Source organism: Nocardioides sp. WG-D5, assembly GCF_054031175.1.
The window spans coordinates 4,876,059-4,902,707 of sequence record NZ_CM132928.1 but is presented as its reverse complement, the minus strand read 5'-3'; the positions used below and the strand labels follow the sequence as shown (position 1 = coordinate 4,902,707).

At 69.9% G+C, this 26,649-nt stretch carries 28 protein-coding genes; 4 read left to right on the top strand and 24 right to left on the bottom strand.

Annotated elements, in window-relative coordinates:
• The first annotated feature begins 10 nt into the window (after positions 1–10).
• The gene (locus tag ACWZJV_RS23695) at positions 11–445 is read left to right on the top strand and encodes a hypothetical protein (RefSeq protein WP_457179083.1); all 435 of its coding nucleotides are present in this window, start codon (positions 11–13) and stop codon (positions 443–445) included.
• Positions 446–493: 48 nt separating this feature from the next.
• Here the strand turns inward: ACWZJV_RS23695 and rlmN are convergent, their stop codons facing one another.
• The 8 genes from rlmN to rpsB all read right to left on the bottom strand — a co-directional run bounded on the left by rlmN (position 494) and on the right by rpsB (position 6,981).
• Positions 494–1,612: a 23S rRNA (adenine(2503)-C(2))-methyltransferase RlmN gene (gene rlmN / locus ACWZJV_RS23690; protein WP_457181982.1), complete on the bottom strand. Its 1,119-nt coding sequence runs from the start codon at positions 1,610–1,612 to the stop codon at positions 494–496.
• Positions 1,613–1,733: 121 nt separating this feature from the next.
• Positions 1,734–2,132: a hypothetical protein gene (locus ACWZJV_RS23685; RefSeq protein ID WP_008363290.1), complete on the bottom strand. Its 399-nt coding sequence runs from the start codon at positions 2,130–2,132 to the stop codon at positions 1,734–1,736.
• 75 nt (positions 2,133–2,207) lie between these two features.
• Positions 2,208–2,711 carry a histidine phosphatase family protein gene (locus ACWZJV_RS23680; protein ID WP_457179082.1) on the bottom strand — a complete coding sequence of 168 codons (504 nt, stop codon included), beginning with the start codon at positions 2,709–2,711 and terminating at the stop codon, positions 2,208–2,210.
• Between the two features lie 14 nt (positions 2,712–2,725).
• Positions 2,726–3,628 (bottom strand): phosphatidate cytidylyltransferase, encoded by a 903-nt coding sequence (locus ACWZJV_RS23675; RefSeq protein ID WP_457179081.1) that lies wholly within the window; start codon positions 3,626–3,628, stop codon positions 2,726–2,728.
• A gap of 131 nt (positions 3,629–3,759) precedes the next feature.
• Positions 3,760–4,314 (bottom strand): ribosome recycling factor, encoded by a 555-nt coding sequence (gene frr, locus ACWZJV_RS23670; protein WP_196876463.1) that lies wholly within the window; start codon positions 4,312–4,314, stop codon positions 3,760–3,762.
• Between the two features lie 63 nt (positions 4,315–4,377).
• Positions 4,378–5,091, bottom strand: a complete 714-nt coding sequence (gene pyrH, locus ACWZJV_RS23665; protein WP_008363298.1) for a UMP kinase — start codon at positions 5,089–5,091, stop codon at positions 4,378–4,380.
• A gap of 167 nt (positions 5,092–5,258) precedes the next feature.
• A complete protein-coding gene (gene tsf, locus ACWZJV_RS23660) occupies positions 5,259–6,068 on the bottom strand; it encodes a translation elongation factor Ts (RefSeq protein ID WP_008363301.1) in 810 nt (269 codons plus the stop codon).
• A 49-nt stretch (positions 6,069–6,117) separates the two neighbouring features.
• Complete coding sequence (gene rpsB, locus ACWZJV_RS23655; protein WP_457179080.1) at positions 6,118–6,981, bottom strand: 30S ribosomal protein S2; 864 nt, start codon at positions 6,979–6,981, stop codon at positions 6,118–6,120.
• 422 nt (positions 6,982–7,403) lie between these two features.
• Between rpsB and ACWZJV_RS23650 the strand changes: the two genes are divergently transcribed.
• Positions 7,404–8,027: a murein hydrolase activator EnvC family protein gene (locus ACWZJV_RS23650; RefSeq protein ID WP_457179079.1), complete on the top strand. Its 624-nt coding sequence runs from the start codon at positions 7,404–7,406 to the stop codon at positions 8,025–8,027.
• 157 nt (positions 8,028–8,184) lie between these two features.
• Here the strand turns inward: ACWZJV_RS23650 and ACWZJV_RS23645 are convergent, their stop codons facing one another.
• From ACWZJV_RS23645 to rplS, 8 genes are all read right to left on the bottom strand, one after another.
• The gene (locus ACWZJV_RS23645; RefSeq protein ID WP_457179078.1) at positions 8,185–9,147 is read right to left on the bottom strand and encodes a tyrosine recombinase XerC; all 963 of its coding nucleotides are present in this window, start codon (positions 9,145–9,147) and stop codon (positions 8,185–8,187) included.
• Positions 9,148–9,176: 29 nt separating this feature from the next.
• On the bottom strand, positions 9,177–10,349 hold the full coding sequence (gene dprA, locus ACWZJV_RS23640; RefSeq protein WP_008363310.1) for a DNA-processing protein DprA: 1,173 nt from the start codon (positions 10,347–10,349) through the stop codon (positions 9,177–9,179).
• On the bottom strand, positions 10,346–11,929 hold the full coding sequence (locus ACWZJV_RS23635) for a YifB family Mg chelatase-like AAA ATPase (protein ID WP_457179077.1): 1,584 nt from the start codon (positions 11,927–11,929) through the stop codon (positions 10,346–10,348). The genes dprA and ACWZJV_RS23635 overlap by 4 nt, the downstream gene beginning before the upstream one ends.
• Positions 11,929–12,294 carry a YraN family protein gene (locus ACWZJV_RS23630; protein WP_008363314.1) on the bottom strand — a complete coding sequence of 122 codons (366 nt, stop codon included), beginning with the start codon at positions 12,292–12,294 and terminating at the stop codon, positions 11,929–11,931. Before ACWZJV_RS23630 ends, ACWZJV_RS23635 begins: the two co-directional genes overlap by 1 nt.
• A gap of 140 nt (positions 12,295–12,434) precedes the next feature.
• Positions 12,435–12,743 carry a DUF2469 domain-containing protein gene (locus ACWZJV_RS23625; RefSeq protein WP_045550889.1) on the bottom strand — a complete coding sequence of 103 codons (309 nt, stop codon included), beginning with the start codon at positions 12,741–12,743 and terminating at the stop codon, positions 12,435–12,437.
• Between the two features lie 2 nt (positions 12,744–12,745).
• A complete protein-coding gene (locus tag ACWZJV_RS23620; RefSeq protein WP_040757094.1) occupies positions 12,746–13,438 on the bottom strand; it encodes a ribonuclease HII in 693 nt (230 codons plus the stop codon).
• Positions 13,435–14,409, bottom strand: coding sequence for a signal peptidase I (gene lepB, locus ACWZJV_RS23615; protein WP_457179076.1), 975 nt, complete (start codon positions 14,407–14,409; stop codon positions 13,435–13,437). Before lepB ends, ACWZJV_RS23620 begins: the two co-directional genes overlap by 4 nt.
• A gap of 138 nt (positions 14,410–14,547) precedes the next feature.
• Positions 14,548–14,898, bottom strand: coding sequence for a 50S ribosomal protein L19 (gene rplS / locus ACWZJV_RS23610; protein ID WP_008363321.1), 351 nt, complete (start codon positions 14,896–14,898; stop codon positions 14,548–14,550).
• Positions 14,899–15,187: 289 nt separating this feature from the next.
• Between rplS and ACWZJV_RS23605 the strand changes: the two genes are divergently transcribed.
• On the top strand, positions 15,188–16,399 hold the full coding sequence (locus ACWZJV_RS23605; RefSeq protein ID WP_457179075.1) for a Fic family protein: 1,212 nt from the start codon (positions 15,188–15,190) through the stop codon (positions 16,397–16,399).
• Between the two features lie 99 nt (positions 16,400–16,498).
• Here the strand turns inward: ACWZJV_RS23605 and ACWZJV_RS23600 are convergent, their stop codons facing one another.
• The 5 genes from ACWZJV_RS23600 to rpsP all read right to left on the bottom strand — a co-directional run bounded on the left by ACWZJV_RS23600 (position 16,499) and on the right by rpsP (position 20,549).
• Positions 16,499–17,758, bottom strand: a complete 1,260-nt coding sequence (locus tag ACWZJV_RS23600; protein WP_008363324.1) for an ammonium transporter — start codon at positions 17,756–17,758, stop codon at positions 16,499–16,501.
• A 133-nt stretch (positions 17,759–17,891) separates the two neighbouring features.
• Positions 17,892–19,049, bottom strand: a complete 1,158-nt coding sequence (gene trmD, locus ACWZJV_RS23595; RefSeq protein ID WP_457179074.1) for a tRNA (guanosine(37)-N1)-methyltransferase TrmD — start codon at positions 19,047–19,049, stop codon at positions 17,892–17,894.
• On the bottom strand, positions 19,046–19,606 hold the full coding sequence (gene rimM, locus ACWZJV_RS23590) for a ribosome maturation factor RimM (RefSeq protein ID WP_457179073.1): 561 nt from the start codon (positions 19,604–19,606) through the stop codon (positions 19,046–19,048). The genes trmD and rimM overlap by 4 nt, the downstream gene beginning before the upstream one ends.
• Before the next feature lie 212 nt (positions 19,607–19,818).
• Positions 19,819–20,061, bottom strand: coding sequence for an RNA-binding protein (locus ACWZJV_RS23585; RefSeq protein ID WP_008363327.1), 243 nt, complete (start codon positions 20,059–20,061; stop codon positions 19,819–19,821).
• Positions 20,062–20,066: 5 nt separating this feature from the next.
• Positions 20,067–20,549 (bottom strand): 30S ribosomal protein S16, encoded by a 483-nt coding sequence (gene rpsP / locus ACWZJV_RS23580; RefSeq protein ID WP_457179072.1) that lies wholly within the window; start codon positions 20,547–20,549, stop codon positions 20,067–20,069.
• Between the two features lie 211 nt (positions 20,550–20,760).
• On the opposite strand from rpsP, the gene ACWZJV_RS23575 reads away from it, so the two are divergent.
• Positions 20,761–21,648: a VanW family protein gene (locus tag ACWZJV_RS23575; RefSeq protein ID WP_457179071.1), complete on the top strand. Its 888-nt coding sequence runs from the start codon at positions 20,761–20,763 to the stop codon at positions 21,646–21,648.
• Here ACWZJV_RS23575 and ACWZJV_RS23570 read toward each other — a convergent pair.
• From ACWZJV_RS23570 to ACWZJV_RS23560, 3 genes are all read right to left on the bottom strand, one after another.
• Positions 21,639–22,712, bottom strand: coding sequence for an amidohydrolase family protein (locus ACWZJV_RS23570; protein ID WP_457179070.1), 1,074 nt, complete (start codon positions 22,710–22,712; stop codon positions 21,639–21,641). The genes ACWZJV_RS23575 and ACWZJV_RS23570 overlap by 10 nt on opposite strands.
• 30 nt (positions 22,713–22,742) lie before the next feature.
• Positions 22,743–24,458 carry an FHA domain-containing protein gene (locus ACWZJV_RS23565; RefSeq protein WP_457179069.1) on the bottom strand — a complete coding sequence of 572 codons (1,716 nt, stop codon included), beginning with the start codon at positions 24,456–24,458 and terminating at the stop codon, positions 22,743–22,745.
• A gap of 79 nt (positions 24,459–24,537) precedes the next feature.
• A complete protein-coding gene (locus ACWZJV_RS23560; protein WP_457179068.1) occupies positions 24,538–26,541 on the bottom strand; it encodes a glycoside hydrolase family 3 protein in 2,004 nt (667 codons plus the stop codon).
• Between the last annotated feature and the right edge of the window lie 108 nt (positions 26,542–26,649).

The following is a 26,649-nucleotide window of genomic DNA, read 5'->3' as shown; positions in this document are numbered from 1 at the left end:
CGATCGCGGCATGACCACCGATGAGGAGCACATCCGGCCCGAAGGCGTCGACGACCTCACCGTCGAGGCGCTCGGCACGATCAGCGAGGCGCTCGAAGCGATCGAGATCGCCCGCGGCCATCTGTACGCGCTGCATCGCATCACCGGCACGGCCGACCTCACCCTCGGCAAGGGTGTCCAGCAGCTGCGCGAGGCCGGCCACACCGACCTGGCGGACACCTTCGAGCGCGAGCTCGTCGGACGCAACGTGCTCGACGGCAGGTGGACGTTCCAGATCGTCGAGGAGTACGACGACGGCTACTACGCCACCTTCAAGCGGCTCGAGAAGGAGGCACGCGACACTCTCGTCGAGGGCAAGCGACACCTCTACGAGTCGGAGATGAAGGAAGCCCGCCGCACCCGGGGCCGGCACGGCCACGAGCGCCGGCCCGAGCCAGGGGCTTGAGCCGGTCGGTCGTGCCGTCCTCGTAGCGCGAGGACACGGCCCAAGCGGTTACTCGGCGGCGGCGAGCTGGCCGCAGGCGCCGTCGATCTCGCGGCCGCGGGTGTCGCGGACAGTGGTGGAGATGCCCTTGGCCTCGAGGCGGCGTACGAACTCACGCTCGTCGGCTGGGTCGGAGGCGGTCCACTTCGAGCCAGGGGTCGGGTTGAGCGGGATCAAGTTGACGTGGACCCAGCCCCAGTCGCCGTAGCCGTTCAGGACGTCGGCGAGGAGGTCGGCGCGCCAGGCCTGGTCGTTGATGCCGCGCATCATCGCGTACTCGATGGAGACGCGGCGCTTCGTGACGCGGGCGTAGTTCCAGGCGGCCTCGACGGTCTCGGCGACCGAGAAGCGGGTGTTGATCGGGACCAGCTCATTGCGCAGCTCGTCATCGGGGGCGTGCAGCGAGAGGGCGAGGGTGACCGGGATGCCCTCCTCGGTGAGCTGCTTGATCCGAGGAACGAGGCCGACGGTCGAGACGGTCACGTGGCGGGCGGAGAGGCCCAGGCCCTCGGGCGCGGGCGAGGTGAGGCGGCGTACGGCACCCATGAGCGCCTTGTAGTTGGCCATCGGCTCCCCCATGCCCATGAAGACCACGTTGGAGAGACGGCCGGGGCCGCCGGGGATCTCGCCGCTGGCCATCTGCCGGGCCGCGACGACGACCTGGTGGACGATCTCGGCGGTCGACATGTTGCGCTCGAGGCCGCCCTGGCCGGTGGCGCAGAACGGGCAGGCCATGCCGCAGCCGGCCTGGGACGAGATGCAGACGGTGGCGCGGTCGGTGTAGCGCATCAGCACCGACTCGACCAAGGCACCGTCGAAGAGCTTCCACAGCGTCTTGCGGGTGGTGCCCTTGTCGGCCTCCTGCTGACGGATCGGCGTCATCAGGTCGGGCAGGAACGTGCTGACGAGCTCTTCGCGCTGGCTGGCCGGAAGATCGGTCATCTTGGCCGGGTCGTCGACCAACCGCTCGAAGTAGTGCACCGAGAGCTGCTTGGCGCGGAAGCCCGGCAGCCCGGCCTCCTTCGCCGCGTCCTGGCGGCCGGCCAGGTCGAGGTCGGCCAAGTGGCGCGGCGGCTTTCCGCGACCCTTGGGCGGCGCCATCACCAACGGCAGGCGACGGCCCTCCATCGCGGCGGCCTCTGCCTCGGGGCTGTGCGGGGCAGGTACGGTCACGGGGTCGGGCTCGGTCACGCCTCCAGTGTCCCACCGGGGTGCGGCGTACGGCGAAACCTCGATCCGGCCGGCCCGCTCAGCCCGTCTTGAGCAGGATCCAGAACACCAGCGCGCCGACGCCGACCACGACCAGCACGGTCAGGATGATCCCCAGCCAGACGAACTGGGCCAGGCGGCGGGTCTTTCGCGGGACGAGCAGGGCCAGCGGCACGAGCAGGGTCAGTGCCACCCAGGGAAACAGCTCTTCGGCCCGCTCCTGCCCGACCATCCATGCCAGCAGGGCGCCCCAGGTGCCGGGCACCAGGATCGCGTACGCCAGGCCGAGATAGAACCCGACCAGGGCAGCCACGGTCGGGTGCGAGTCGTGCAACCACGCCCACAGCCCACCGGACCCCGAGGACTCCTCCTCCGGGCCGTGATCAGCCTCGACGTCTGGATCGGGGTCCACGTCGAGGTCCGCGGGACGCTGGGTCACTCTTCAACCGTAGCGCCGAACCCGGCACGTCTTCGGTAAAGAATCGCTGCCGTGGCGAACTCGGGGAATCCGCGGTCAGGCGTCCACGGTGATCACGTCGGGGAGGCCGAGGTCGCGCCAGCGGGCGAGATCCGGGGCCGTGCCGGTGAGCTCGCTCGCCACGATGGTCCATGCGGTGCCGTGACCGACGAGCACGACGTCCTCGCCGGCGTGGGCCGAGAGGATCCCGGACACGGCCTTGGTCACGCGGGCCCGGCACTCCTCGAGCGGCTCCCAGCCGTCGTACGCAGGCACGGTCGGATCCGCGAAGGCACGCTCGACCGTGGCCTCGAAGTCATCGACCCAGGCCGCACCACGGCGGTGCTCACGCAGCGCATCGACCACCCCGACCTCACCATCGGTGAGCAGCTGGACGGTCTGCTGCGCCTTGGGCTCGGGCGAGGAGTACCACGCGGCACCGGCCGGGAGGCGGTCCCGCAGGGCCCAGACGTCGTCGAACCCGGCCGGGTCGAGCTCCCAGTGCTCCGCGGCGACGCCGCGGACCTGGACGGGTCGGCCGTGGCGTACGAGATGGAGCATCAGAAGACGCGCCCTCAGAAAACCGCGTAGTGGAGGATCAGCCAGACCGGGGCGACGGTCGCCAGGAGCGAGTCGAGACGGTCCATCAGGCCGCCGTGGCCGGGGATGATCTGGCTCATGTCCTTGATGCCGAGGTCGCGCTTGATCACCGACTCGACCAGGTCGCCGAGGACGGCCATCACGCAAGCGACCACGCCGAGCGCGACACCGACCCACCAGGACCCGTCGAGCAGCCACACGACCAGGCCGACGCCGGTCGCGACGGTGAAGACCACCGAGCCGATGAAGCCCTCCCAGGACTTCTTCGGGGAGATCACCGGTGCCATCGGGTGCCTGCCGAAGAGGACCCCGGCGACGTAGCCACCGATGTCGGACATGATCGTGAGCAGGACCCAGACGATGATGCCGCGTACGCCGTCGTCCGAGAGGCCGCCCGAGGTCCAGCCGCCACCCTCGCCGAGCATGAGGGCGACGAAGGATCCCAGGAACGGCAGGTAGAACAGGGTGAGGACGGCTGCCGCCGACGTACGCACGTAGCCGTCGACGCCACGGCGCAGCACCCACAGCATGATCACCAGGGCGGTGACCGCCGTGGCCGTGACCAGCGCGTCGGCGCCCAGGAAGTAGGCGACCAGGACCATCACCGTGCCGCCGATCATCAGCGGCTGCTCGGGAACGTCCATGTCCTTGGCCATCAGGCCTCGGTGGAGCTCCCAGGTCGCGGCCACGACCGCGGCGACGACGATCAGCATGAACGCCGTCTTCACGAACATCAGGCTGAGCGCGATGGCAACCAGCAGGACGACGGCGGAGCCGATCGCCGCGGGCAGGTTGCGGCCGGCGCGGCCGTAGTCCTTCTTCGGTGGCTCGGAAGCTGACGGCGACGGCGGCGTCTGGCTCACAAGGGAATCCTTCATGCTCAGGTCCTTATCTGGTCGCGGTCCGAATCGCTCGTGGAACTCGACCGCGTACGGGTAGATCTCGACCCGCTTCGCTCGCTCGGTCTCTTCGCGTTGTTGCCCTGCGACTTCGTCGCAGGGCAACAGGCTCAGACCTCGAGCAGCTCGGCTTCCTTGGACTTGAGCAGATCGTCGATCGCGTCGGTGTGCTTCTTGGTGAGGCTGTCGAGGCGCTTCTCGGCGCCGGTGACGTCGTCCTTGCTCGCCTCGCCGTCCTTCTCCAGCTTCTCCAGACCCTGCTTGGCCTTCTGGCGCACCTGGCGCACCGAGACGCGACCCTGCTCGGCCTTCTCCTTGGCGAGCTTGATGTATTCCTTGCGGCGCTCCTCGGTCAGCTCGGGGAAGACCGCGCGCAGGATCTTGCCGTCGTTGGACGGGTTGACGCCGAGGTCGGAGTCGCGGATCGCCTTCTCGACGTTGGCCATCGCGCCGATGTCGAACGGGGCGATGTTGATGATCCGCGGCTCGGGGCTGGTGAAGGAGGCGAGCTGCTGGATCGGCGTCGGGGTGCCGTAGTAGTCGACCAGGATCTTGTTGAACATCTGCGGGGTGGCCCGGCCGGCGCGGATGGTGGCGAAGTCCTCACGCGTTGAGTCCACCGACTTCGCCATCTTGCTGTCGGCCTCGTTGAGGATGTCGTTGATCACCAGATGCTCCTGTGCGCTCGAAAGTGTTGTGGGTGTGGGGTGGCGTGTGGCTCGCGCCGCTCAGCCGGCGGTGACGAGCGTACCGATCTTCTCACCCTGGACGATGCGGTAGATCGCGCCCTCGTCCTCCGCGCCGTAGACCACGATCGGCATCTTGTTCTCCATGCAGAGGGCGAACGCGGTGGCGTCGGCGATCTTGAGCTGCTTCTGCAGCGCCTCGCCGAAGGTGAGCTCATCGTACTTCGTCGCCGTCGGGTCCTTCTTCGGGTCGGCGGTGTAGATGCCGTCGACGCCGTTCTTGGCCATCAGGACGACCTCGGCGTGGACCTCCAGGGCCCGCTGGGCGGCGACGGTGTCGGTGGAGAAGAAGGGCATCCCGGAGCCGGCGCCGAAGATCACGACCCGACCCTTCTCGAGGTGGCGCATGGCCTTGCGCGGGATGTAGGGCTCGGCGACCTGGCCCATCGTGATCGCGGTCTGCACCCGGGTGTCGACGCCCTCCTTCTCGAGGAAGTCCTGCAGCGCGAGGCAGTTCATGACCGTGCCGAGCATGCCCATGTAGTCGGCGCGGGACCGGTCCATGCCGGCCTGCTGCAGCTCGGCACCGCGGAAGAAGTTGCCGCCACCGACGACGATCGCGATCTGCACGCCGGAGGCGGCGACGGCGGCGATCTCCTTGGCGATCGAGGCGACCACGATGGGGTCGACGCCGACCTCGCCACCGCCGAAGTTCTCTCCGGACAGCTTGATCAGGATGCGCTGGTAGCGGGTCATGCCGTGGCCTTTCCTCGGGCGACGTCGTGCAGGGTGGTGCAGGTGGGGATGGCGTGCGAAAGGGCCGGTCCGATGATCACCATTCGGTTCATCGGACCGGCCCTTTCGTCGTACGTTGCTGCTTAACCTAACTGATCACGCCTCGCGGCGCGGGGATCAGGCTCGGTTCAGGCGCCGACGTCGAAGCGGGCGAACTGCTTCACCTGCGTGTTGGCGGCGTCGAGGACCTGCTTGACGGACTTCTTCGACTCGAAGACCGACTCCTGGTCGAGCAGGACGATCTCCTTGAAGAACGCCTTGATCCGGCCCTCGACGATCTTGGCGACGGCAGCCTCGGGCTTGCCCTCCTCGAGCGTCTTCTTGGTGAGGACGTCCTTCTCGGCCTCGACCACGTCGGCCGGGACCTCGTCGGAGGTGAGGTACTGCGCCTTGAGCGCGGCAGCCTGCTGGGCGGCCTGCTTGGCAGCCGCCTCGTCGCCCTCGTAGGCGACCAGGACACCGAGGCTCGGCGGCAGGTCGGAGGCCTTCTTGTGGAGGTAGACCGTGGTCTCACCCTCGAAGTAGGCGACCTGGCCGAGCTCGATCTTCTCGCCGATGGTGCGGGCGAGCTCCTCGACGGTCTCGCCGACGGTCTTGTCGCCGAGCGAGACGGCCTTGAGGGCCTCGAGGTCGTTGATCTTGTTGGCGTTGGCGGCGTCGGCGATCTGCTGGGCAGCAGCGACGAAGCCCTCGTTCTTGGCGACGAAGTCGGTCTCCGAGAGGAGGCTGACCAGCGCGTTGCCCGAGGCGGCGACGAGGCCGGCCGAGGTGGTGCGCTCCGCGGCGCGGGCGGCGGCCTTGGCCGTGCCCTTGACGCGAAGGATCTCGACAGCCTTGTCGAAGTTGCCGTCAGCCTCGTCGAGCGCCTTCTTGCAGTCCATCATGCCGGCCTGGGTCAGCTCACGGAGCTTCTTGACGTCGGCAGCGGTGTAAGCCATGTGTGTCTTCCTCTGACTTGTTATGTGGCTCTTAAGTGGACGATGAGGCTCAGGCCTCGGCCGGGGCCTCGGGGGTCTCGGCGGGGGTCTCCTCGGCGGCCTCGACAGCCGGGGTCTCCTCGACCTTGGCCTCCTCGGCGGCCGGGGTCGCGAGAAGCTCGCGCTCCCACTCGGCCAGGGGCTCCTCGGCGGTGGCGCCCTCGGTGCCCTCGGTCTTGCCACCGGAGCGGGCGATGAGGCCCTCGGCGACGGCGTCGGCGACCACGCGGGTCAGCAGGCCGACCGCGCGGATGGCGTCGTCGTTGCCCGGGATCGGGAAGTCGACCTCGTCGGGGTCGCAGTTGGTGTCCAGGATGCCGACGATCGGGATCCGGAGCTTGCGCGCCTCCTCGACGGCGAGGTGCTCCTTCTTGGTGTCGACGATCCACACGGCGGACGGGGTGCGACCCATCTCGCGGATGCCGCCCAGGGTCTTCTCGAGCTTGTCGCGCTCCCGCTTCATCTGCAGGAGCTCCTTCTTCGTGCGGCCCGAGCCGGCGACGTCGTCGAAGTTGACCTCGTCGAGCTCCTTGAGGCGGTTGATCCGCTGGTGCACGGTCTGGAAGTTGGTGAGCATGCCGCCCAGCCAGCGCTGGTTGACGTAGGGCATCCCGACGCGCGTCGCCTGCTCGGCGATGGCCTCCTGGGCCTGCTTCTTGGTGCCCACGAACATGATCGTGCCGCCCTTGGCCACGGTCTCCTTGATGAAGGCGTAGCTGCGGTCGATGTAGGCCAGCGACTGCTGCAGGTCGATGATGTAGATGCCGTTGCGGTCCGTGAGGATGAACCGCTTCATCTTCGGGTTCCAGCGACGGGTCTGGTGTCCGAAGTGGACGCCGCTCTCGAGGAGCTGGCGCATGGTCACGACTGCCATGATGTTTTTTCTCCTAGGTGGTGGCCCGCGTGTGCACCGCTGGTGGCTCGACCTTGCGTTTCTCGAGGTCGGGCGGGTGTTGGCGCGAGCCGGTCGGTTTTCAGTTTCGCGCCCATCGGTGGTGATGGGCCCTGACGCCTGCACGCGGTCCGACCTGAGCGGGATGCTCGGGACTGAGGGCCGCGCCCGCGGGCGACCGGCGTCTCGGAGCGAGGCACCGTCGCGGTCTGCTGGCGTGCGAAGTCAGCCCACAGGGGGCTGCCGGTCCAAGACTAGCCGCCGACGGGGGTCCCAAGCCAATCCCGCGCCGCCGACTCCTTCACGGGCCGATCGGTGTCCACAGGGGTATCTCGGGACGGGGTTATCCACAGGACGTACGCAGCTCGTTGTACGGGTCCTCGATCCGGGGTTGTCTGCTCGTCATGACCTCGTTCCGCCTCTCCGACCGGGCCCGCGCCCTCGTCGCGGCCCTGTTCCTCGTCGTCCTCATCGCCCCAGCAGGCCCAGCCCTCGCAACGCCACGTGCCGAGGTGGCGCCGTCCGGCGCCTCGCTGGGTGGGGCTGGGGGTCTCGACGAGGGTCCGAGTCCGGTCGGAGGGGCTGACGAAGTGCCCCAGGGCGAATGGCCGCTGGCTCCCCGGCCGGAGGTGGTTCGTCGCTTCGACCCGCCGGACGCTCCGTGGGGTGCCGGGCATCGCGGTGTGGACCTGGCCGGCTCGCCCGGCGCGGTCGTCCGCTCCGCGATGGCCGGGACCGTCGCGTTCGTCGGGGTGATCGCGGGCAAGCCGGTCGTGAGCGTCGACCACGGCGCCACCCGGACCACCTATGAGCCGGTGGTCGCGACCGTCGCCGAGGGTGACCCGGTCGCGGCCGGTGCTCCTCTCGGCCGGCTCGGCGTCGCCGGCTCCCACTGTTTCCCTGCCGCCTGTCTGCACTGGGGCTGGATCCGCAACGCCGACGACGTCTACCTCGACCCGCTGCTGCTCGTCGACGCACCACGTCCGGTCAGGCTCCTCCCCCTCTGGCGCGGCGACCCGGTCCGGTAGACGCGCTCGCCGAATCGGTAGTTGTGGCGGCCGAGAAGTGAGTTGTGGGCGACGAAACTCGAGTTTCGTCCCCCACAACTCACTTCTCGGGCGCCATTTCTGCAATCTCGGCCGCCATTTCTGACGTCTCGGCCGACGCGGCTGACGCCTCGGCAGGTCAGGCGCGGGGGTGGGCCTGGCGGTAGGCCTTGCGGAGCCGGTCGCTGCTGACGTGGGTGTAGATCTGGGTGGTCGCGAGACTGGCGTGGCCGAGGAGCTCTTGGACAGACCGGAGGTCGGCGCCACCCTCGAGGAGGTGGGTGGCGGCGCTGTGGCGCAGTCCGTGGGGACCGAGGTCGGGGGCGCCGGGGACATCGGCGAGGCGGCGGTGGACGAGGGTGCGTACGGCGCGCTGGTCGAGGCGGCCACCGCGCGCCCCGAGGAACAGGGCTGGACCGGAGGACTCGGTGACCAGCTGAGGGCGACCTCGGACGATCCAGCGGTCCAGCGCCCGCGCCGCGGGGCCACCGAAGGGCACCATCCGCTCCTTGCGGCCCTTGCCGAGCACACGAACGACGCGGCGCTCGTAGTCGACGTCGTCCAGGTCGAGGCCGACGAGCTCACCGACCCGGGAGCCGGTCGCGTAGAGCATCTCCAGCACCGCGATGTCGCGCATCCCGACCGCGGTGCCGTCCTCGGCGGCCGCGATCGCGGCGGCGATGAGGGACTCGACCTCGTCGGGGCGCAGTACGGACGGAAGGGTCCGGTGAGCCTTGGGTGAGCCGAGTGCGGCGCCGGCGTCGACCTGCGCGCGGCCGGTCCGAACGAGCCAACCGCAGAAGACGCGGGCCGCGGTGGCCCTCCGGGCCAGGGTCGTACGCGAGTGGCCGGTCGTCTGCTGCTTGGCCAGCCAGCTGCGCAGCGTGCGCAGGTCGATTGCCTCCGGATCGGTGCGGCCCATGCGGCCGGCGTGATCGAGCAGGCTGCGGACGTCGCCCAGGTAGGCCCGGACCGTGTGATCGGACAGGCCGCGCTCGGCGCTCAGGTGTCGTTCGTAGTCGCCCAGGAGCGCGGCGTAGGCCTCGGAGAGCTCCGCGTCCGCGGACCCGCCCTCCGCCTCTGCCTCCTGATCAGCACTCACCCGAGCCAGGATAGTTCTTGACGTTCGGGTCAGGTGCGAGCCGCGCCCGGGGCCAGCTGCCACCCCTCGGGGAACCGCTCGGCGAGGCCGAGCGCCTCGAGTCGGGACAGGGCGGTGCCGGCGGTCTTCGGGTGCAGGCAGGCCGACCTCGCGATGTCGAGCTGTGAGGACGGGCTGCTCACCGGGACGGCGTCGAGGACCTGCTTCTCGACGGAGGTGAGGGAGTCACGCCGGCGGACGGGGCCGCGCGGTTCGACCGGGAGGGCTTCACCCATGTCGCCGACGAGCTCGCGTACGTCGAGACCGTCGGTCACGAGGACACCTCTGCCGCTGCGTACGAGCTCGTGGGTGCCGACCGAGGTCATCGCCCCGACCTGACCGGGCACCGCCATCACGGGGGTGTTGATGCTGTAGGCCCAGTGGGAGGTGTTGAGGGAGCCGCTGCGCGCCGCCGCCTCGACGACGACGGTGCCCCGGGCTAGGGCGGCGATGATCCGGTTGCGGGAGAGGAATCGATAGCGAGTGACCGGGAACCCGGGCGCGATCTCGGAGATCACCGCGCCGCTCTCGGCGATCGCATCCAGCAGGCGTCGGTTGCGCAGCGGGTAGGGAACGTCGACGCCGCCCGCGAGCACCGCGACGGTGCTCCCCGGCGGACCGGTGAGCGCGCCTCGGTGTGCGGCGGCGTCGATGCCGACGGCGGCCCCCGAGACGGTCACGAAGTCGTTGACCGCGAGGTCCGCGGCGATCCGCGCTGCGGCGTCGGCCCCGTAGGCGGTCGCGTCCCGAGACCCGACGACCGCCACCGAGCGGTCGAGATCGCTGAGCAGGAGCGGTCCCCGCACCCACAGGCCCAGTGGCGTGCCGGTGCGGTGCTGGAGCGGCTCCAGCCCGGCGAGCCGCTCGACCTGGGTCGGCCACTCCTCGTCGCCCGGGATGACGTAGCGGAAGCCGGCGTTGGTCGCCCGCTCCAGATCGCGGTCGGGGTGGATCTGGGACAGCCGCAGCCTCGCCTCGAGCCCGTCGTCGCCGAGCTCGGGATCCTCCTCGGCGAAGCGCCGGTAGACGTCGGTCGCGGTGGATCCCACCATGCAGGTGTCGAGCAGCGGGTGGCCGGGCTCGATCAGCTGGGTCAGCGCGATCCTGGCCAGACGCTCGCGCTCGAGGTCGGTGATGGTCGGGGCGACGGGTGCGGCGGTCATGCGGACCTCCCCTCGAAGGCCGAGACGGTGAGCGAGCCACCGCCGCGCAGCGCTAGCGCCGTCTCGGTCTCGGTGACGCCTGGCCAGTCGACCCCGGCGAGGTCGGCCACGGTCCATGCGAGGCGGTGCACGCGCACCGCGCCGCGACGGGTCAGGGCACCGGAGAAGATCCGCGAGTCGATGAGCGCCTCGGCCGCCGGTGGCAGTGGCCAGTGATCGCGCAGCGCGATCCCGCTGGCCTGGCCGTTGAGCCGCCACCCGAAGTCGGCGTAGCGCTCGCGCTGGCGGCGCCTGGCGCCGGTGACCCGTTCACGGATGTCGGCGCTGGTCTCCGATCCCCAGGGATCATGGTTCTGCTCGGACATCGGCCGCAGCGTGCGGATGATGTCGATGCGGTCGGTGATCGGTCCGGAGACCTTGCGGTCGTAGGCCTGGCGCTCGTTGGACCGGCAGATGCAGCCGTCCTTGGTGACCGAGGCGTCGAAGTTGCCGCACGGGCACGGGTTGGCGGCGAGCACGACGAGCGCACGCGCCGGGAGGGTCACCGACTCCTCCCCGCGGGACACGGTGATGTCGCCGCTCTCCAGCGGCTCGCGCAGGCACTCGATGACATCGCTCTTGAACAACGGGAACTCGTCGAGGAAGAGGACCCCCGCATGGGAGAGCGAGACCTGGCCCGGACGGACCCGGCCACTGCCGCCGCCGACGATGCCGGGTTTCGAGGCGTCGTGGTGCGGAGCCGAGAACGGCGGCCGGACCAGCAGGCCCCGGTCGACGTCGAGCACCCCGGCCAGGGACTGCACCGCCATCACCTCGAGGGACTCCTCGCGGGACAGGTCGGGCAGGATCGTCGGGATCCGCTCGGCGATCGACGTCTTCCCGCAGCCCTTGGGTCCTTTGAGCAGCAGGTGGTGTCCGCCGGCAGCGGCGACCTCGACGGCATAACGGGTCTCGGGCATGCCACGGAGGTCGGACATGTCCATGTCGTCCAGCCTCCGGTCGCCCCGCCAGCCGAGCAGGCTGCCGCCGGTGCCGGTGGCCACCGGCGGCGCGTCGGGCACCGGCTCACCGCGCAGCTCTGCCACCACCTGGCCGAGCGAGCGGAACCCGAGGACCTCCATCCCCGGCACCATCCGCGCCTCGGCCACCTGCGGCTCCGGGACCACCACCCGGGCAATCCCGGCGTGAGAGGCGGCGAGCACCATCGGGAGCACCCCGGAGGTCGGCCGCAGCCCGCCGTCCAGCGCGAGCTCGCCGATGAAGACCGTGCGTTCCAGGCCGATCGTCTCGATCTCGCCGCCGGCCGCGAGGATCGCCAACGCCATCGCCAGGTCGTAGTGCGAGCCGCCTTTACGCAGGTCGGCCGGCGAGAGCAGCACGGTGATCCGCTTGGTCGCCGGCCAGTCGAGGTCGGAGTTGATGATCGCCATCCGCACCCGGTCGCGCCCCTCGGCCAGCACACTGTCGGCTCGACCGACCAGCGTCACGCCCACCAGCCCGGGCGAGACATCGGCCTGCACGTCGACCAGGTGACCGACCGCGCCGCGGAGCGCGACGCCATGAGCTCGTGCGTATCCCATCACAGACCCCTGACGTGCTCGACCAGCGCCGATCCGCGGGGCGCATGCATCACCGCGACGAGGTCGATCCGGATCCCCGGAGCCCGCACGTCGTGCTGCTGCAGCCAGGTGATCGCCAGCCTCTTCAGCCGGTCGAGCTTCGTCTTGTCGACCGCCTCGTGCGGGGTGCCGCAGCCGTCATGGCTGCGGGTCTTCACCTCGCAGACGACCAGGGTGTCCCCCTCGCGGAGGACCAGGTCGATCTCTCCGTCGTCGCACCGCCAGTTGCGGTCGAGCAGCGTCATGCCCGCCTCGACCAGATGCCTCTCGGCGACCGCTTCGCCGTAGTTTCCCAGCGCGATCCGCGCCGGTGCCGTTGAACTCATCGTGGACCTCCTGCCCTTCGGCTTCGAGGTCCAGACTCATCGCGAGCACCGACAATCCGGGCTGGTTCCGGAGCGCCTGGGGATAACCCCGGATCGAGATCGCCCTGTGGACAGCAACTGGCCCGCAGAGCCAGGCTCAGTCAGTCCAGCGGCTGGTCGATGTCGGTCGGGTTGAGCGTCTCGACGTTGACGTCCTTGAAGGTGAGCACCTTGACCGCCTTCGCGAACCGCGCGGGCCGATACATGTCCCACACCCAGACGTCGTTCATCGAGACCTCGAAGTAGACGTCCCCCGAGTCAGTACGTGCCCGGACGTCGACCTGGTTGCACAGGTAGAACCTACGATCGGTCTCGACGACGTACTTGAAGATGCCGACCACGTCGCGATACTCGCGGTAGAGGGTCAGCTCCATCTCGGTCTCGTACTTCTCGAGATCCTCCGCGCTCATGTTCAGGACTCTAGAGCCAACACCGGCGAAGTGCCGGGAAGACTCCACGAGCGGCGGTGATATGCCGAGGGTCCGAGGCGCTCGAGCGCGGCGATGTGGGCGGGGGCGGAGTAGCCCTTGTTGTCGGCCCACGCGTAGTCGGGGTACTCCTCGTGCAGCGCGACCATCAGCGCGTCGCGCGAGGTCTTCGCCAGGATCGAGGCGGCAGCGACGGCGGCACACTTCATGTCAGCCTTGATCATCGTCGTCACCGGCGGCACCTCGATCTCCTCCACCATCGCCGAGACCTCACCGAAGAGGCCCTCCTGCGCGGGCGGGGTCAGATAGTTGTGGTTGCCGTCGAGCAGCAGCGCGTCGGGACGTACGTCCAAAGCACTCAACGCTCGCTGACCGGCCAGCCGCATCGCGGCCATGATCCCGACCTCGTCGATCTCCGAGGCCAGCGCGTGCCCGACGGCCGAGTCGACGGCCCAGCGGCGCACCTTCGGCGCGAGCGTCTCGCGGGCCTCGGGCGTGAGCAGCTTGGAGTCGCGTACGCCCTGGGGTGCTGTGCGCGTCGCCGCGGAGATCACCACGATCCCGATCGAGACCGGGCCGCAGAGCGCGCCACGCCCCACCTCGTCGACGGCACCGAGATGGGTGATGCCGTCGCGCAGCATGGACCGCTCGACACGCAGGCTGGGCGCAGTGCTCACTGTGACGGCACGCCCTCGAAGCTCTCGGGCCGGTGGATCCACTTCGCCCGGTCGATCGGCCAGCCCAGGGCGACGACCTTGCCGACCACGTTGTCCTCCGGCACCCACGGGACCAGGGCGCAGTCGGTCTCGTTGGCCGTGCACATGTGCACGGTCGAGTCGGCCGAGTTGGCCCGGTTGTCGCCCATCACGAACAGCGAGCCCTCGGGCACCGGACCGACCTCCCAGTGGCGGTTGCCGGGCATCGGCCCGAAGCACTCGCCCTCCTTGTTGGGGCGGCCGCACTTGGTCTCGGAGGGCCGGGCGTACGGCTCGTCGATCGGCACGCCGTTGACGATCAGCCTGCCCTGCTTGTCGCAGCACTCGATGACGTCGCCGGGGACCCCGATGACGCGCTTCACCAGGTGGCCGCCCTCGGGGTAGAGACCGATGATCGCCAGGCCCTTGCCGAGCAGGTTATCCGGACCGCTGGACTCGTCGACACCGAGCCAGGAACCCGGGTCGGAGAAGACCACGACGTCACCACGCTGGGGCGTCCCGGCGAACCAGTAGGAGGGCTTCTCCACCAGCACCCGGTCGTCGGTGGCCACCGACGGGCCGCCCTGCAGACCCGGCTCCATCGACTCCGAGGGGATGTAGAAGGCCTGCACGAACAGGGCCTTCACCACGACCGCCACCAGGACGGCCAGCACGACCAGGACGATGCCCTCCTGCCAGGCCGACAGGCGCGGCTTGTGCTCCTCCTCGTGGCCCGGAGCATCGCGCGGAGCATGGCGCGGGCCCTGGCCCTGGCCGGCACCCGGGCCGGCGCCCGGGCCATTGCCCGGGTGGCGCCCCGGACCCGGCTGCTGGGGGGTCCAGCGCGGCGCCTGGGAGGAAGACGAGAACGACCGCGATCCCCCCATGTCGGGCCCGTCCCAGCGGGCCTGGGGCCCGACGCCGACGGAAGGATCGCGGTCGTTCGAAGTCACGCGGTGAGTCTAGAGAGTTCCTCCACAACGAGCCTCATCGACTCGCAATGCTCAGGAAACCCTCAGACCTCCGAGGCTCACGCCTCGGCCTGGGGCAGATCGGGCGTCGCTTCGCTCCGCCGATCAAGCCCCAGCCGCTCACGCCTCGCGGCGCTCCTTGATCTTCGCCTTCTTGCCGCGCAGGTTGCGCAGGTAGTAGAGCTTCGCGCGACGGACGTCACCGCGGGTGACGACCTCGATCTGCTCGAAGATCGGGGAGTGCAGCGGGAAGGTGCGCTCGACACCCACGCCGAAGGAGACCTTGCGGACGGTGAAGGTGCGGCCGATGCCGGAACCGTGGATGCGGATCACGACGCCCTGGAACACCTGGACGCGGGACCGGTTGCCCTCGACGACCTTGACGTGCACCTTGACGGTGTCGCCGGCGCGGAACTCCGGCAGGTCGTCGCGCTTGGAGGCGTTGCCGACCTCAGCGAGTACGTTGCTCATCATCTCTCCTCACGCTCGCCACAGGCCGATCGCGGTCATCCATGCCCTGGTCAGGGCGATCTTTGGCGGTGGTCCAGACGCGCTGGCCGGCGGCGCACGGTTCCCCCTGTGGCAGGAGCCCGTCGCGACACCTCCGGGTGTCTTCTTCGGAGCGTGCCTCGGCCGACTGGACCGGCTCACAAGTCTGCCACAGCGCCGCGGGGCGCCGAGAATCGAGACGACCGGGCCAGTGGTAGCACGGAGTGCGGAGACGTACGCAGCAACCCCGCCCCCGTGCAAGGATTCCCCCGTGACCGACACCGACTGGCCACCGCACACCTACGTGACGCGCCCCTACCGGCAGCGGATCCCGCGCGGGCCGCGCGCGGACCGGCTGCTCCGCGAGGTCACCGTGGCGCTGCCGCCCCACATCGCCGACCTCGACCTGGTGCTGGAGCGTCCGGTGGCGGCGATGACGACCGCCAGCGCCGGGGCGCTGCGACACCTCGACCTGGTCCACGGCCGGACGATGGACGGGCTCAACCACCTGCAGCTGCGCACCGAGGCGATCGACTCCTCCAAGATCGAGCACGTCGAGGCCAGCCTGGCCGACTACGGGCGAGCCCTGCTCGGTATCGGCGCCAACTCCTCGGCGACCTCGATGGCATCGGCGACCCAGGCCATGCAGCGGCTGATCAGCGAGGCCGACACCACCCGCAAGATCACCTCCGACGCGATCCTGCGCGCACACCGGGACCTGTTCGAGCGCCACCCCGACGAGGCCGCCAACGCCGGCCGGTTCCGCGTCGTGCAGAACTGGGTCGGCGGTTCCGACTACGCACCGCGCGACACCCTGCACGTGCCACCACCACCGGAGACGGTCGTCGACTACATCGAGGACCTGGTCTCCTTCGCGAACCGCGACGACCTCTCCCCCATCGCCCAGGCGGCGATCGTGCACGCCCAGTTCGAGTCGATCCATCCCTTCATCGACGGCAACGGCCGGATCGGGCGGGCGCTCATCCACGCCGTGCTGCGGCGACGCCGTGCCTCCCGCCACCTGGCCGTCCCGATCGCCTCCGCGCTCGTCGCCCACCGCGACCGCTACTTCTCCGCCCTCAACGACTACCGGGCCGGCACGGTGGCCACGATCATCGCCATGCTCGCCGCCTCGACGACCATCGCCACGACGGAGTCGTGGAAGACCGCCGAGACGTTGGAGAGCATCCGGGCAGACTGGGGCGAGGCGGCCGGCGGCCCACGGCCGGGGTCTGCTGCGTACCGTCTTCTCGACCTGCTCACCGAGGAGCCCATCCTCAACGCCGAGCTCGTCACCGAACAGCTGGGGATCGACGACGCCGTCGGGACGATCGAAGGTCTCGAGAAGGTCGGCATCCTCACCCGCGCCAAGCGCACCCGCCGCTCCCCCGTCTGGATCGCGCCGGCGGTACTGGCCGAGGTGGAGGACCTCAGCGCCCGCATCCAGCACCAGGCGCGGCAGCTGCCGTACGGGCCGCGCTGAGGGCCGGATGTTCACCGAGCCACCTCGGTGAACATCCCGCGCGTACGCCGCGAGGCCCGCCCCGGCGAACCGGGACGGGCCTCGTCGAACCTGATGAGGTCAGCCGACCTCTTGGTAACCGGGCTCGTGGATGGCGAGGTCGATACCGGCGACCTCGTCCTCCTCCTTGGCGCGGAAGCCGATGGTCTTCTCGATCGCCAGGCCGACGACGTACGCCACGATGAACGCGAAGGCGATCACGGCGACCGAGGAGCCGACCTGCTTGATGAGCTGGTCGAAGCCACCGCCGAAGAAGAGGCCGGTGCCGCCGACCTGGGCGAAGAAGCCGAGGTAGGCACAGCCGATGAAACCGGCGACCAGGTGGATGCCGACGACGTCGAGGGTGTCGTCGAAGCCGAGCTTCCACTTCAGCTCGACGGCGAGGCAGCACACGACGCCGACGAGCAGGCCGAGGACGATCGCCCAGATCGGGGCGATGTGGGCACAGGCCGGGGTGATCGCGACCAGACCGGCGACCACACCGGAGGCGGCGCCGACGGCGGTGGACTTACCGTCCTTGAACTTCTCCACGATGATCCAGCCGATCAGACCCGCGGCCGGGGCGATCAGGGTGTTGAGGAAGATCAGGGTGGTCTGGCCCTGGGTGGTGCCCGGGACGCCGGTGTTGAAGCCGAACCAGCCGAACCAGAGGATGGCGGTACCGATCAGGACCAGCGGTACGTTATGAGCAGCCGTCTCCTCCTTGGAGAAGCCGACCTTGCGCTGACCGAGCACGAGCGCCAGGGCGAGCGCGGCCGCACCGGCGGCCTGGTGGACGATCGTGCCGCCGGCCCAGTCGAGGGCGCCCCACTTGCCGATCCAGCCGATGTAGTCACCGTCGGCGTTGAGGGCCCACACCCAGGCCTGGCCCGGGAAGTAGACGACGGTCGCCCAGATGCCCGCGAAGAGCAGCCACGGCCAGAACTTGGCCCGGTCGGCGATCGAACCCGAGATCAGCGCGACGGTGATGATGGCGAAGGAGCCACCGAAGGCGAGGCCGCCGAAGAAGTTCGTCGAGTCCTCGACCGCCGTGCCGTCGTCGAACTCCTTGACCAGGTCGCCGAAGGCGCCGGTCAGACCGAAGTCCTGGAACGGGTTGCCGAAGAAGTTGGTGAAGCCGGACTCGGAGATGGTTCCGATGCCGCTGAAGCCGTAGAGCACCCACAGCAGGGTGATCAGGCCGAGCGAGCCGAAGCTCAGCATCATCATCGAGACGACGCTCTTGGACTTCACGAGGCCGCCGTAGAAGAAGGCGAGGCCTGGGGTCATGAAGATCACGAGCGCCGTGCACAGCAGCTGCCATGCAAGATCGGTAGTCATTCGTACCTCATATGGTCGGGGTTCGGATCGCGTGAGCCGAGCACACGTTTCGCCGGATCTTGTCGAGCCCCCGTTTCGGTAACAAACTCTTTATGTTACAGACGCGTAACAGACTTCCGATGTGGGTGACTTGTTATCTAACCGCTCGCCTCGGTTTGGTGAGGATCACAGCACCGGTCGGCGCATCGAGGTCACGACGCAGCCGGAAGCCGGCCTTCTTGTACATCTTCTGGTTCCGCTCGCTCTTGGCCCCGGTGAAGAGCTGGTGGGTCCTGGCGCCGGCCGGGGCCACCGCCTGGATGTGGTCCAGCAGCTGGCGGCCGAGTCCGCGTCCGCGCATGTCCGGGGCGGTCATCAGCCGGCCGATCTCCCAGACGTCGCCCTCGAGCCGGCCACGGACCGAGCCGATCAGTCGCCCGGCGGAGCGGACGACGTAGACGTCGTGGGTCTCCAGCGCGCGCACCGTGTCCTCGAGCGACTCGTGCAGCGGCGGGATCACGACGCCGGGGTTGTCGTGCATCTCCTGCACCCAGCAGGCGAGCTGCAGCGTGTGCAGCTCCGGGGCGTCGGCGCGGACGGCGGGCACGATCTCCCACTCCGTGGCCGCCTGGGACGCGTGGAGCAGGTCGGGGCGGCGTACGGCGGTTCGTTCCACGGCCTGCTGGTGGCGCCACTCGGCGATGCGCTTGTGGTCGCCGCTGAGCAGCACCTTCGGGACCTCGAGGTCGCGCCAGGAGGCGGGCTTCGTGTAGACCGGGTACTCCAGCAGGCCGTCCTCGTGGGACTCCTCCACGAGCGACTCGGCGTTGCCCATGAAGCCGGGAAGCAGGCGTACGACCGCCTCGGTGATCGCCATCGCGGCGACCTCTCCCCCGTTGAGCACGTAGTCACCCAGGGAGATCTCCCGGACCTCGGCGCGGGTGGCGGCGTGGTCGAGGACGCGCTGGTCGATGCCCTCGTAGCGGCCGAGCAGGAAGACCAGTCTCTCCCGGGTCGACAGGTCCCGAGCCAAGGCCTGGGTGAACGGCTCGCCGCTCGGGGTCGTCACGATGACGGTCGCGCCGTCGATCGCCAGCTCGTCGAAGGCCTCGCCGAACGGCTCCGGCTTCATCACCATCCCGGCACCGCCACCGTAGGGGGTGTCGTCGACGGTGCGGTGCTTGTCGTGGGTCCAGTCACGTACGTCGTGGACGTGCATCTCCAGCAGTCCGGACTCGATCGCCTTGCCCGGCAGGCTCAGCCGCAGCGGCGCCAGGTAGTCGGGGAAGATGGTGAGGTAGTCGAGCCTCACTTCGCCTCGTCCTCGTCCTCGGGGAACGGCGTCACGAGGCCGGGCCGGTCGGCGATGACGACCTTCTTCTCGGCGAGGTCGACGACCGGCACCAGCGCCTTCACGAACGGCACCAGCGCGTCGCGCCGGTCAGGGGTACGGATCGTCAGCAGGTCCTGCGCGCCGCCGTGGACCAGCGCCTTGACGGTGCCCAGCACGCGGCCCTCCTCGTCGAAGGCGGTCAGGCCGATGAGCTGGTGGTCGTAGTACTCGTCGGGGTCCTCCGGCGTCTCCTCGGCCGGGACGTCGGCGAAGAGCAGCGTCCCCCGGGCCGCCTCGGCCTCGTTGCGGTCGGTGATCTCCTCGAAGGCGACATGGAGCACCTGCCCGTGCCAGCGGGCGCCCTCCACGGTCAGCCGCTTCGCGGCGTACGCCGATCCCTTGGGCGGCTGCGTCCGCAGCACCGTCCCCTCGGCGAACCGCCTGTCGGGCTCGTCGGTGCGCACCTCGACGGTCACGAACCCGCGGATCCCATGCGGCTTGCCGATCCGTCCGACCAGCACCTCGATCAACTCCACGAGGTGAGCCTAGAGGGTGGCGTACGTCGGGCTGAACTCCTCGGGGCGGGCGGCCCGGCCTGCTGTAACACGCTGTTCGTAGCACTATCCGGTCGTTCACATAGGGCGAGTAGTACTACGAACGACGTGTTACCCGGAGCCGGCCGCCGAAATGAGCAACGGGCGCCACCCCCGAAGGAGTGACGCCCGTTGTGAGTTGGTGCAGCCGGTGCTCAGCGACCGCCGTCGACGTCGACGAAGTCGATCCGCGCGCCGCCCTTGCCGGCCAGCGCGGAGATGACCGTGCGGAACGCGGTGGCGGTGCGGCCACCGCGGCCGATCACCTTGCCGAGGTCGTCGGGGTGGACCCGGACCTCGAGAACGGAGCCGCGACGGAGCTGCTTGTCGCGCACGCTCACCTCGTCCGGGTTGTCGACGACTCCTCGGACGAGGTGCTCGAGAGCTTCGGCGAGCATGCTGCTCAGGCCTCGGCCTCGGCGGCCGAGGTCTCCTCGGCCTTGGGCTCCTCAGCCGGAGCCTCCTCAGCCTTGGGCTCCTCGGCCTTGGGCTCCTCAGCCTTCTTGGCGGCCTTCTTGGTGACGGCCTCGGAGCCGGCGGAGGCGTGCGCCTCGGCGAGAGCCTTGTTGAAGAGCTCCAGCTTGTCGGGCTTCGGGGCGGCGTGACGCAGGGTGCCCTCGGCGCCCGGGAGGCCCTTGAACTTCTGCCAGTCGCCGGTCACCTTGAGGATCGCCTCGAGAGCCGGGGTCGGCTGGGCGCCGACGCCGAGCCAGTACTGGGCGCGCTCGGAGTCGACCTGGATGAAGCTCGGCTCCTCCTTGGGACGGTAGAGACCGATCTCCTCGATGACAGCGCCGTCGCGCTTCTTGCGCGAGTCGACGATGACGATGCGGTACTGCGGAACCCGGATCTTGCCCAGGCGCTTCAAGCGGATCTTGACAGCCACTGTTGGTGGTATTCCTTCGGAATCGAATATGGGTGAAGAGGCCCGTGTCGGTGTGGGGACACCCGTCAGGCAACTTCGGCGGGCACTGAGCGCCGGGTGAGAGGGTCCCTGCGCACAGGACACGCGCTCCAGTTTGCCAGACCTGCAGGTCGGGAAGAAATTCCCGTACGCAGCGCGCAACCGCCCCACCCGGCGGGGCGTCTCACCAGTCATGACGATCACCGCACCCGCTCCCAGCCCGGCCGAGCACGACGTGCTCGCGATCGCTGCCCGGCGTACGCCGCTGAGCAAGCGCCACCCCTCGCTGCTTCCCCTGGCCCGCTTCGTGCACCGCGAACGGCGCCACCTCGACTGGCTGCTCTCCTCCACCGCCTGGGCGGCCACCCGCTCGGAGGAGAACCTGCCGGTACGCGTCAAGCAGCACGGTTCGCTCCTGCTGCGCCAGCTCGGCGAGGCCGAGATGTGGCTGCAGCACAACAAGATCACCAATCTGCGTCTCGCGGCCGCGGAGACGGACGGGATCGTGGTCCGGCCCGGCGAGACCTTCAGCTTCAACAAGGTGGTCGGCGACTGCACCGCCCGCAAGGGCTACGTCGAGGGCATGCGCCTGTCCAACGGCGAGGCGACCCCTGGCGTCGGCGGCGGGATCTGTCAGCTGGCCAACCTGCTGCACTGGATGTTCCTGCACTCGCCGCTCACCATCGTGGAGCGCTCCGAGCACAGCTTCGACCCATTCCCCGACAACGGTCGCGTGCTCCCCTGGGGCGTCGGCTGCTCGATCGTCTACCCCTACCTCGACCTGGTCGTACGCAACGACACCCCGCACACCTTCCAGCTGCGCACCTGGGTCGGCGAGAAGCACCTGCGCGGCGAGCTCCGCGCCGACACCCCGACCGGCGTCTCCTATCACGTGGACGCCCGCGGCGAGGAGTTCCTCCGCGTCCCCTCCGGCGAGGTCTACCGTCGCAACGAGATCTGGCGCACCCTGATCGACACCCGCACCGGGACCGCGTACGCCGAGGAGTGCGTCAAGCGCAACTGCGCCCTGGTGAAGTACCTCCCCGAGGAGCACCGGATCCGCGACGTCGCTCAGGAGTAGATGGTCCCCCGCAGCACGACGGCAGCCGGGCGGGCCAGAACGGTGAGGTCCTCGAGGGGGTCGGCGTCGTAGACGACGAAGTCGGCCGGGTCGCCCTCGGCGAGGCCGGGGTTGTGGCCGAGCCACTCCCGCGCGCGCCAGGAGGCGGCGCCGAGGACGACGTCGGCGGGAAGGCCGAGGCGGTGCATCGCGAGCACCTCCGTCGGAAGTACGCCGTGCAGCTGGTCGCCCGCGCCGTCGGAGCCCGCGTAGAGAGCGACCCCCGCCTCGTAGGCGCTCATGATCGTCTCGCGGCGGCGCGCGTAGAGGTCCTCCATGGTGGCGGCGTACGTCGGGAACTTGGGCGCCGCCGCCGCGGCCAGGTCGGGGAAGATCTCCAGCTGGGCGACGGTGGGGACCAGTGCGGTGCCCTGCTCGGCCATCGCCTCGACGAGGTCCGGGGTCAACCCGGTGCCGTGCTCGATGCAGTCGATCCCGGCCTCGATCAGGCCCGGCAGGACCTCGCGGCCGAAGCAGTGCGCCGTGACCCGGGCGTCGTTGTCGTGGGCCACCTTGATCGCCTCGGCGAACGACTCGGCCGGGAAGGAGGGCTTCAGGTCTCCCTCGGCACGGTCGATCCAGTCGCCGACGAGCTTGACCCAGCCGTCGCCGGAGCGGGCCTGCCGCTCGATGGCCTCGGCCAGACCGTCGGGCTCGACCTCGTCGGCGTAGTTGCGCATGTAGCGCTTCGTACGGCCGATGTGGCGGCCGGCGCGGATCAGCCGCGGCAGGTCGTCGCGCGACTGGACCCAGCGGGTGTCGGCGGCGCTCCCGGCGTCGCGGAGGAGCAGGGCACCGGCGTCGCGGTCGGCGATCGCCTGGGCCTCGGCGGTCTCCTGGTCCACGGCGCCGTCGCGCCCCAGCCCGATGTGGCAGTGGGCGTCGACGAGCCCGGGGACGATCCAGCCGGACGCGCCGGTCTCGGCCCCCGACGGCCGCTCGTAGGTGATGCGGCCGTCGAGGACGTAGAGGTCCCGCACCTCTCCATCGGGAAGGACCGGGCCGGAGAAGCGCAGAGCAGTCATGTGACGCAGGTTACTAGCCGGGCTGCGGGGTCACTTCCTCGCCGCGGACACGTCCACGCCGGCCGCCTCGAGGATCGGGATGTGCTGGGCGAGCGGGATCACCTGGCCGGTGACGACGTTGCTCTCGTCCCACCCGATGGAGGTCGGTACGCCGACGAGCTCACCGTCGTCGTTGACCGCGGCGCCACCGGAGTTGCCGCTGGAGATCCGGGCGGTGACGTCGAAGACGGCCCGCTCCTCCCCCTCGAAGGAGAGGATCGTCGCCACGTTGCCCTCGGCGACGGTCGGCGGCTGGAAGAGCACGCCGGCCTTGTCGGCGAAGCTCTCCTTCGGCAGCATCGGGAAGCCGATCGTGGCGATGAAGTCGCCGCGGTCGACCGCGTCGGAGTTGCCGAGCGAGATCGTCGGCAGGTCCAGCGAGGACGGGTTCACCTGGTTGCCCTCGCCGTCGGCGACGATCTGCACGACCGCGCTGTCGACCTCGCCGTCGGACTCGATGACCTTGGCGACGTAGTCGGGCTCGCCGACCTTGTAGCCCTCGGCCGGGTCGGTCAGGTGGATGTTGACGAACTCGGGCGAGACCTCGCCCTTCGCGGCGTACTCCGGGATCTTCGCCGGGTCGGCGACGTGGGCGTTGGTGAGGATCTTGCCGTCCTCGGTGACGATCGAGCCGGAGCCCATCGCGATGGTGTCCTCGGTCGGCGCGTAGGTGATCCAGACGGCGGCCCGCTGGGCGCTGTTGAGCTCGTCCTTGGTGAGGCCGTTGTCCTGGGCGGCCGGGTCACCGCCGGGCACCACGAACATCGCGACGACGAGCCCGATGACCACGATCGCGGCCGCGGCGCCGATCCCGCCCCACAGCAGCAGCTTGTTGCGGCGCCTGGCGGCGGCACGGGCGACCTCCACCTCGGCCGCGTAGATCGGGATGACCTTGAGGATCTCGCCGGCCACCGGGTGGCCGAGACGGATCTCGGTCTCCTCGTCGATCTCCTCCCGCGCCAGCGGCTTGCCCTTGAGGAACGAGCCGGTCTGGGAGGCGTTCTCGAAGGTCCAGCCGCCGGGCTTGGCGACCAGCCGGGCGTGCTGGCGCGAGACGCCCTGGTCCTCCAGCACGACCGAGTTGTCGGCCGCGCGGCCGATGGTCACCGTGACCGGATGGCGGAAGCGGTGCTCCTTGCCCTCGGCCACGAGCAGCAGGTCGGGTCCGGTCGGCGGCGTCGGGGGCTGCCCGGGAGCGCCCGGCCGCGCCATCCCCGGGGCGATCGTCATCTCCGAGATCCCGTCGTCCGCCGACGGAGCCGGAGGCGGGGGTGGGCGGTAGCCGGGAGCTGCGGGGGCTGCTGCGGGCACCCCCGCGGGCGGGGCCACGGTCGCGCCCGGACCGGCGAAGCCCGCCGGCGGAGGCGGAGGAGCCGGGGCCTGGGCACGCGGCGCCCCTGCCGCCACCGGTGCGTCGTCGAGCGTGACGGTGATCGTCGAGCCCGGCCCCGCCGGGCCCAGCTGGATCTCGGTCGCCCCTGTCAACGGCACCTCGGTGACGCGGTTGCCGGAGACGTACGTCCCGCCGGCGGAGCCCACGTCGACCAGCTTCCACCCGGTGGGGTCCGGGCGGAGCTCGGCGTGAGCACGCGAGACCGAGGAGGACGACAGCACCACGTCGGCATCAATCGAGCGACCTATTCGGACGATCTTGTCGGGCGGGAAGCTGAGCGCACGTCCCGATACGTCCACGCGAAGCGTCTGCATGCACGAATCATGCACCGAAACGGCCCGATCCAAGCGTCGCGAATCGAAGATTCGCACAACTCGGACCGGGCCATTTCTCCTATCGGTGGATCCTCAGGCCGTGGCCGTAGGCGAACAGCGGGTCGTAGTCCGAGTCGCCGATGTTGATCGGCTCCTGGTCGACCGAGCGCGGCCACGTCACCGGGAGCTTCCCGGTGAAGGGACGCTTGCCGAAGAGCACATCGGCGACGCCCTTGCCCTCGCTGCCCGGCAGCCAGGAGGCCACCAACGCATCGATCTGGCCGAGCAGCTCGGGCGGGATGATCATCGGACGCCCGGAGATCACCAGCACCGTGCAGGTCGCCGCGGCCGCGCAGACCGTCTCGATCGCCGCCGTGTCGGCGTCGCTGAGGTGCATCGTCAGCGCCGGCCGCTGCACGCCGTTCTCGCCCGGGTCGTAGCCCCAGCGCGGGCCGCCGACGTCACCGAAGCCCTCGGCGTACGGGTGCTCTCCGACGACCACGACACCGTGCGCACCGGAGGGGACCGGTGCGGAGGCGTCGGGCGAGTGGGTCACCTCGCCGTGGGCCGCGGCCTCGATGCCGTCGAGGATGGTGTCGCCGGGGATCTGGTGGGTCGAGTTGCCCTGCCAGGTGATCGTCCAGCCACCGGCCTGGTCGCCGATGCTGTCGGCCTTGCTGCCCGCGACGTAGACGTCGTCGCCGCCGGCGAGCGGGAGCGTGTGGTGCCCGTTCTTCAGCAGGACCTGCGACTTCGCCACCGCCTCGCGCGCGACCCGACGGTGGGCGGCGCTGCCGATCTCGTCGATGTTGCGGCGGTCGGTGAACGGCTTCTCGAAGAGGCCGAGGTCGAACTTCGCGGTCAGGATGCGGGAGACCGCATCGTCGATGCGGGCCATCGGGACGGCACCGTCCTCGACCGCCGCGGTCAGCGTCTCGATGAACTGCGGGTAGCCGACCGTGTCACCGGAGAACGGCTCCATGAACAGGTCGACGCCGGCGTTGACCGAGATCGCCACCTGCTCGGCGTACGTCCCGGGGATCTGGTGGATCGCCCGCCAGTCGGAGATCACCAGGCCGTCGAAGCCCTGCTTCTCCTTCAGCCAGCCGGTGATGAGCTCCTCTTGGGCGTGCATCTTGACCGGGTTGCCGAGGCCGTCCTCGGTCCAGTCGACGCTGGAGAAGGACGGCATCACGGAGCCGACGTCGTGCTTCTTGATCGCGGTGACGTACGGCGAGAGCGCGAGCTTCGCGAACTCGGCACGCGAGGCCTGGGTGATGCCCTGGTCGATGGTGTAGTCGCCCTCGCCGGTGCCGAAGGTCGTGAACCCGTCGCCGGCGAAGTGCTTGGCGGTGGCCAGGACCCGGTCCGGGTCGTCGAGCTCCCCCTTGTCGCCCTGGAACCCCTCGATCATCTGGGACATCTTGGCGGCGAGCTTGGGGTCCTCCCCGAAGGACTCGTACGTCCTCCCCCACCGGTCGTCGCGAGCGACGCAGATGCACGGGGCGAAGGTCCACTGCGGCCCGGAGGCGCGGGTCTCCTCGGCGGTGATGTGCCCGATCCGCTCGGCGAGCTTCGGGTCGCGGGTCGCGCCGAGGCCGATGTTGTGCGGGAAGACGGTTGCGCCGTTGAGGTTGCCGTGGCCGTGGACCGAGTCCACGCCGTAGAGCAGCGGGATCCCCAGCCGGGTCGAGAGCGCCTGCTCCTGGAAGGCGTCGATCGTGTCGGCCCAGGCCTCGGGGGTGTTCTCGGCCGGGGTCGAACCGCCGCCGGAGAGTACGCTGCCGAGCCCGAGCTCGGCGATCTGAGCCGGGTCGGCGGCGACGTCCGCGCGCTCGGCCTGGGCCATCTGGCCGACCTTCTCGGCCAGCGTCATCCGGGCGAGCAGGTCCGCGACGCGGGTCTTGGTGGACAGTCGTGGGTTCTTGTAGGGCAGCGCGTGGCCCGCACGGGTGGCCGCGCTGCTCGCGGTGGGAGTGGCAGAAGCCGCGGTGGACGCGGGAGTGACGAGGAGCGTGGCGCAGAGCAGGCCGGCGAGAGCCGAGGCTCCACCGATCGCGCCGCGCTGTCTGTGTGATCGCACGGGACAGGCCTCCTGAGAGTGATCTGCCGGCGCCTCGGCGGTGAGGCGCCAGGGCTCGTGAGAGCGCTCCCAGCGTGACGGCGATCACATCCGTGGTCAATGGCTACG

Coding starts and splice junctions, on each gene's coding strand:
- ACWZJV_RS23585 (WP_008363327.1), bottom strand. CDS start 20,061: ATGCTCGCCGAAGCTCTCGAGCACCTCGTCCGAGGAGTCGTCGACAAC.
- ACWZJV_RS23630 (WP_008363314.1), bottom strand. CDS start 12,294: ATGAGTTCAACGGCACCGGCGCGGATCGCGCTGGGAAACTACGGCGAA.
- tsf (WP_008363301.1), bottom strand. CDS start 6,068: ATGGCTTACACCGCTGCCGACGTCAAGAAGCTCCGTGAGCTGACCCAG.
- ACWZJV_RS23680 (WP_457179082.1), bottom strand. CDS start 2,711: ATGCTCCATCTCGTACGCCACGGCCGACCCGTCCAGGTCCGCGGCGTC.
- ACWZJV_RS23570 (WP_457179070.1), bottom strand. CDS start 22,712: ATGACTGCTCTGCGCTTCTCCGGCCCGGTCCTTCCCGATGGAGAGGTG.
- ACWZJV_RS23650 (WP_457179079.1), top strand. CDS start 7,404: ATGACCTCGTTCCGCCTCTCCGACCGGGCCCGCGCCCTCGTCGCGGCC.
- rlmN (WP_457181982.1), bottom strand. CDS start 1,612: ATGGAGGGCCGTCGCCTGCCGTTGGTGATGGCGCCGCCCAAGGGTCGC.
- dprA (WP_008363310.1), bottom strand. CDS start 10,349: ATGACCGCCGCACCCGTCGCCCCGACCATCACCGACCTCGAGCGCGAG.
- rpsB (WP_457179080.1), bottom strand. CDS start 6,981: ATGGCAGTCGTGACCATGCGCCAGCTCCTCGAGAGCGGCGTCCACTTC.
- ACWZJV_RS23635 (WP_457179077.1), bottom strand. CDS start 11,929: ATGGGATACGCACGAGCTCATGGCGTCGCGCTCCGCGGCGCGGTCGGT.
- rplS (WP_008363321.1), bottom strand. CDS start 14,898: ATGAGCAACGTACTCGCTGAGGTCGGCAACGCCTCCAAGCGCGACGAC.
- ACWZJV_RS23575 (WP_457179071.1), top strand. CDS start 20,761: ATGACGATCACCGCACCCGCTCCCAGCCCGGCCGAGCACGACGTGCTC.
- ACWZJV_RS23625 (WP_045550889.1), bottom strand. CDS start 12,743: ATGAGCGCGGAGGATCTCGAGAAGTACGAGACCGAGATGGAGCTGACC.
- ACWZJV_RS23565 (WP_457179069.1), bottom strand. CDS start 24,458: ATGCAGACGCTTCGCGTGGACGTATCGGGACGTGCGCTCAGCTTCCCG.
- ACWZJV_RS23695 (WP_457179083.1), top strand. CDS start 11: ATGACCACCGATGAGGAGCACATCCGGCCCGAAGGCGTCGACGACCTC.
- pyrH (WP_008363298.1), bottom strand. CDS start 5,091: ATGACCCGCTACCAGCGCATCCTGATCAAGCTGTCCGGAGAGAACTTC.
- ACWZJV_RS23675 (WP_457179081.1), bottom strand. CDS start 3,628: ATGAAGGATTCCCTTGTGAGCCAGACGCCGCCGTCGCCGTCAGCTTCC.
- ACWZJV_RS23600 (WP_008363324.1), bottom strand. CDS start 17,758: ATGACTACCGATCTTGCATGGCAGCTGCTGTGCACGGCGCTCGTGATC.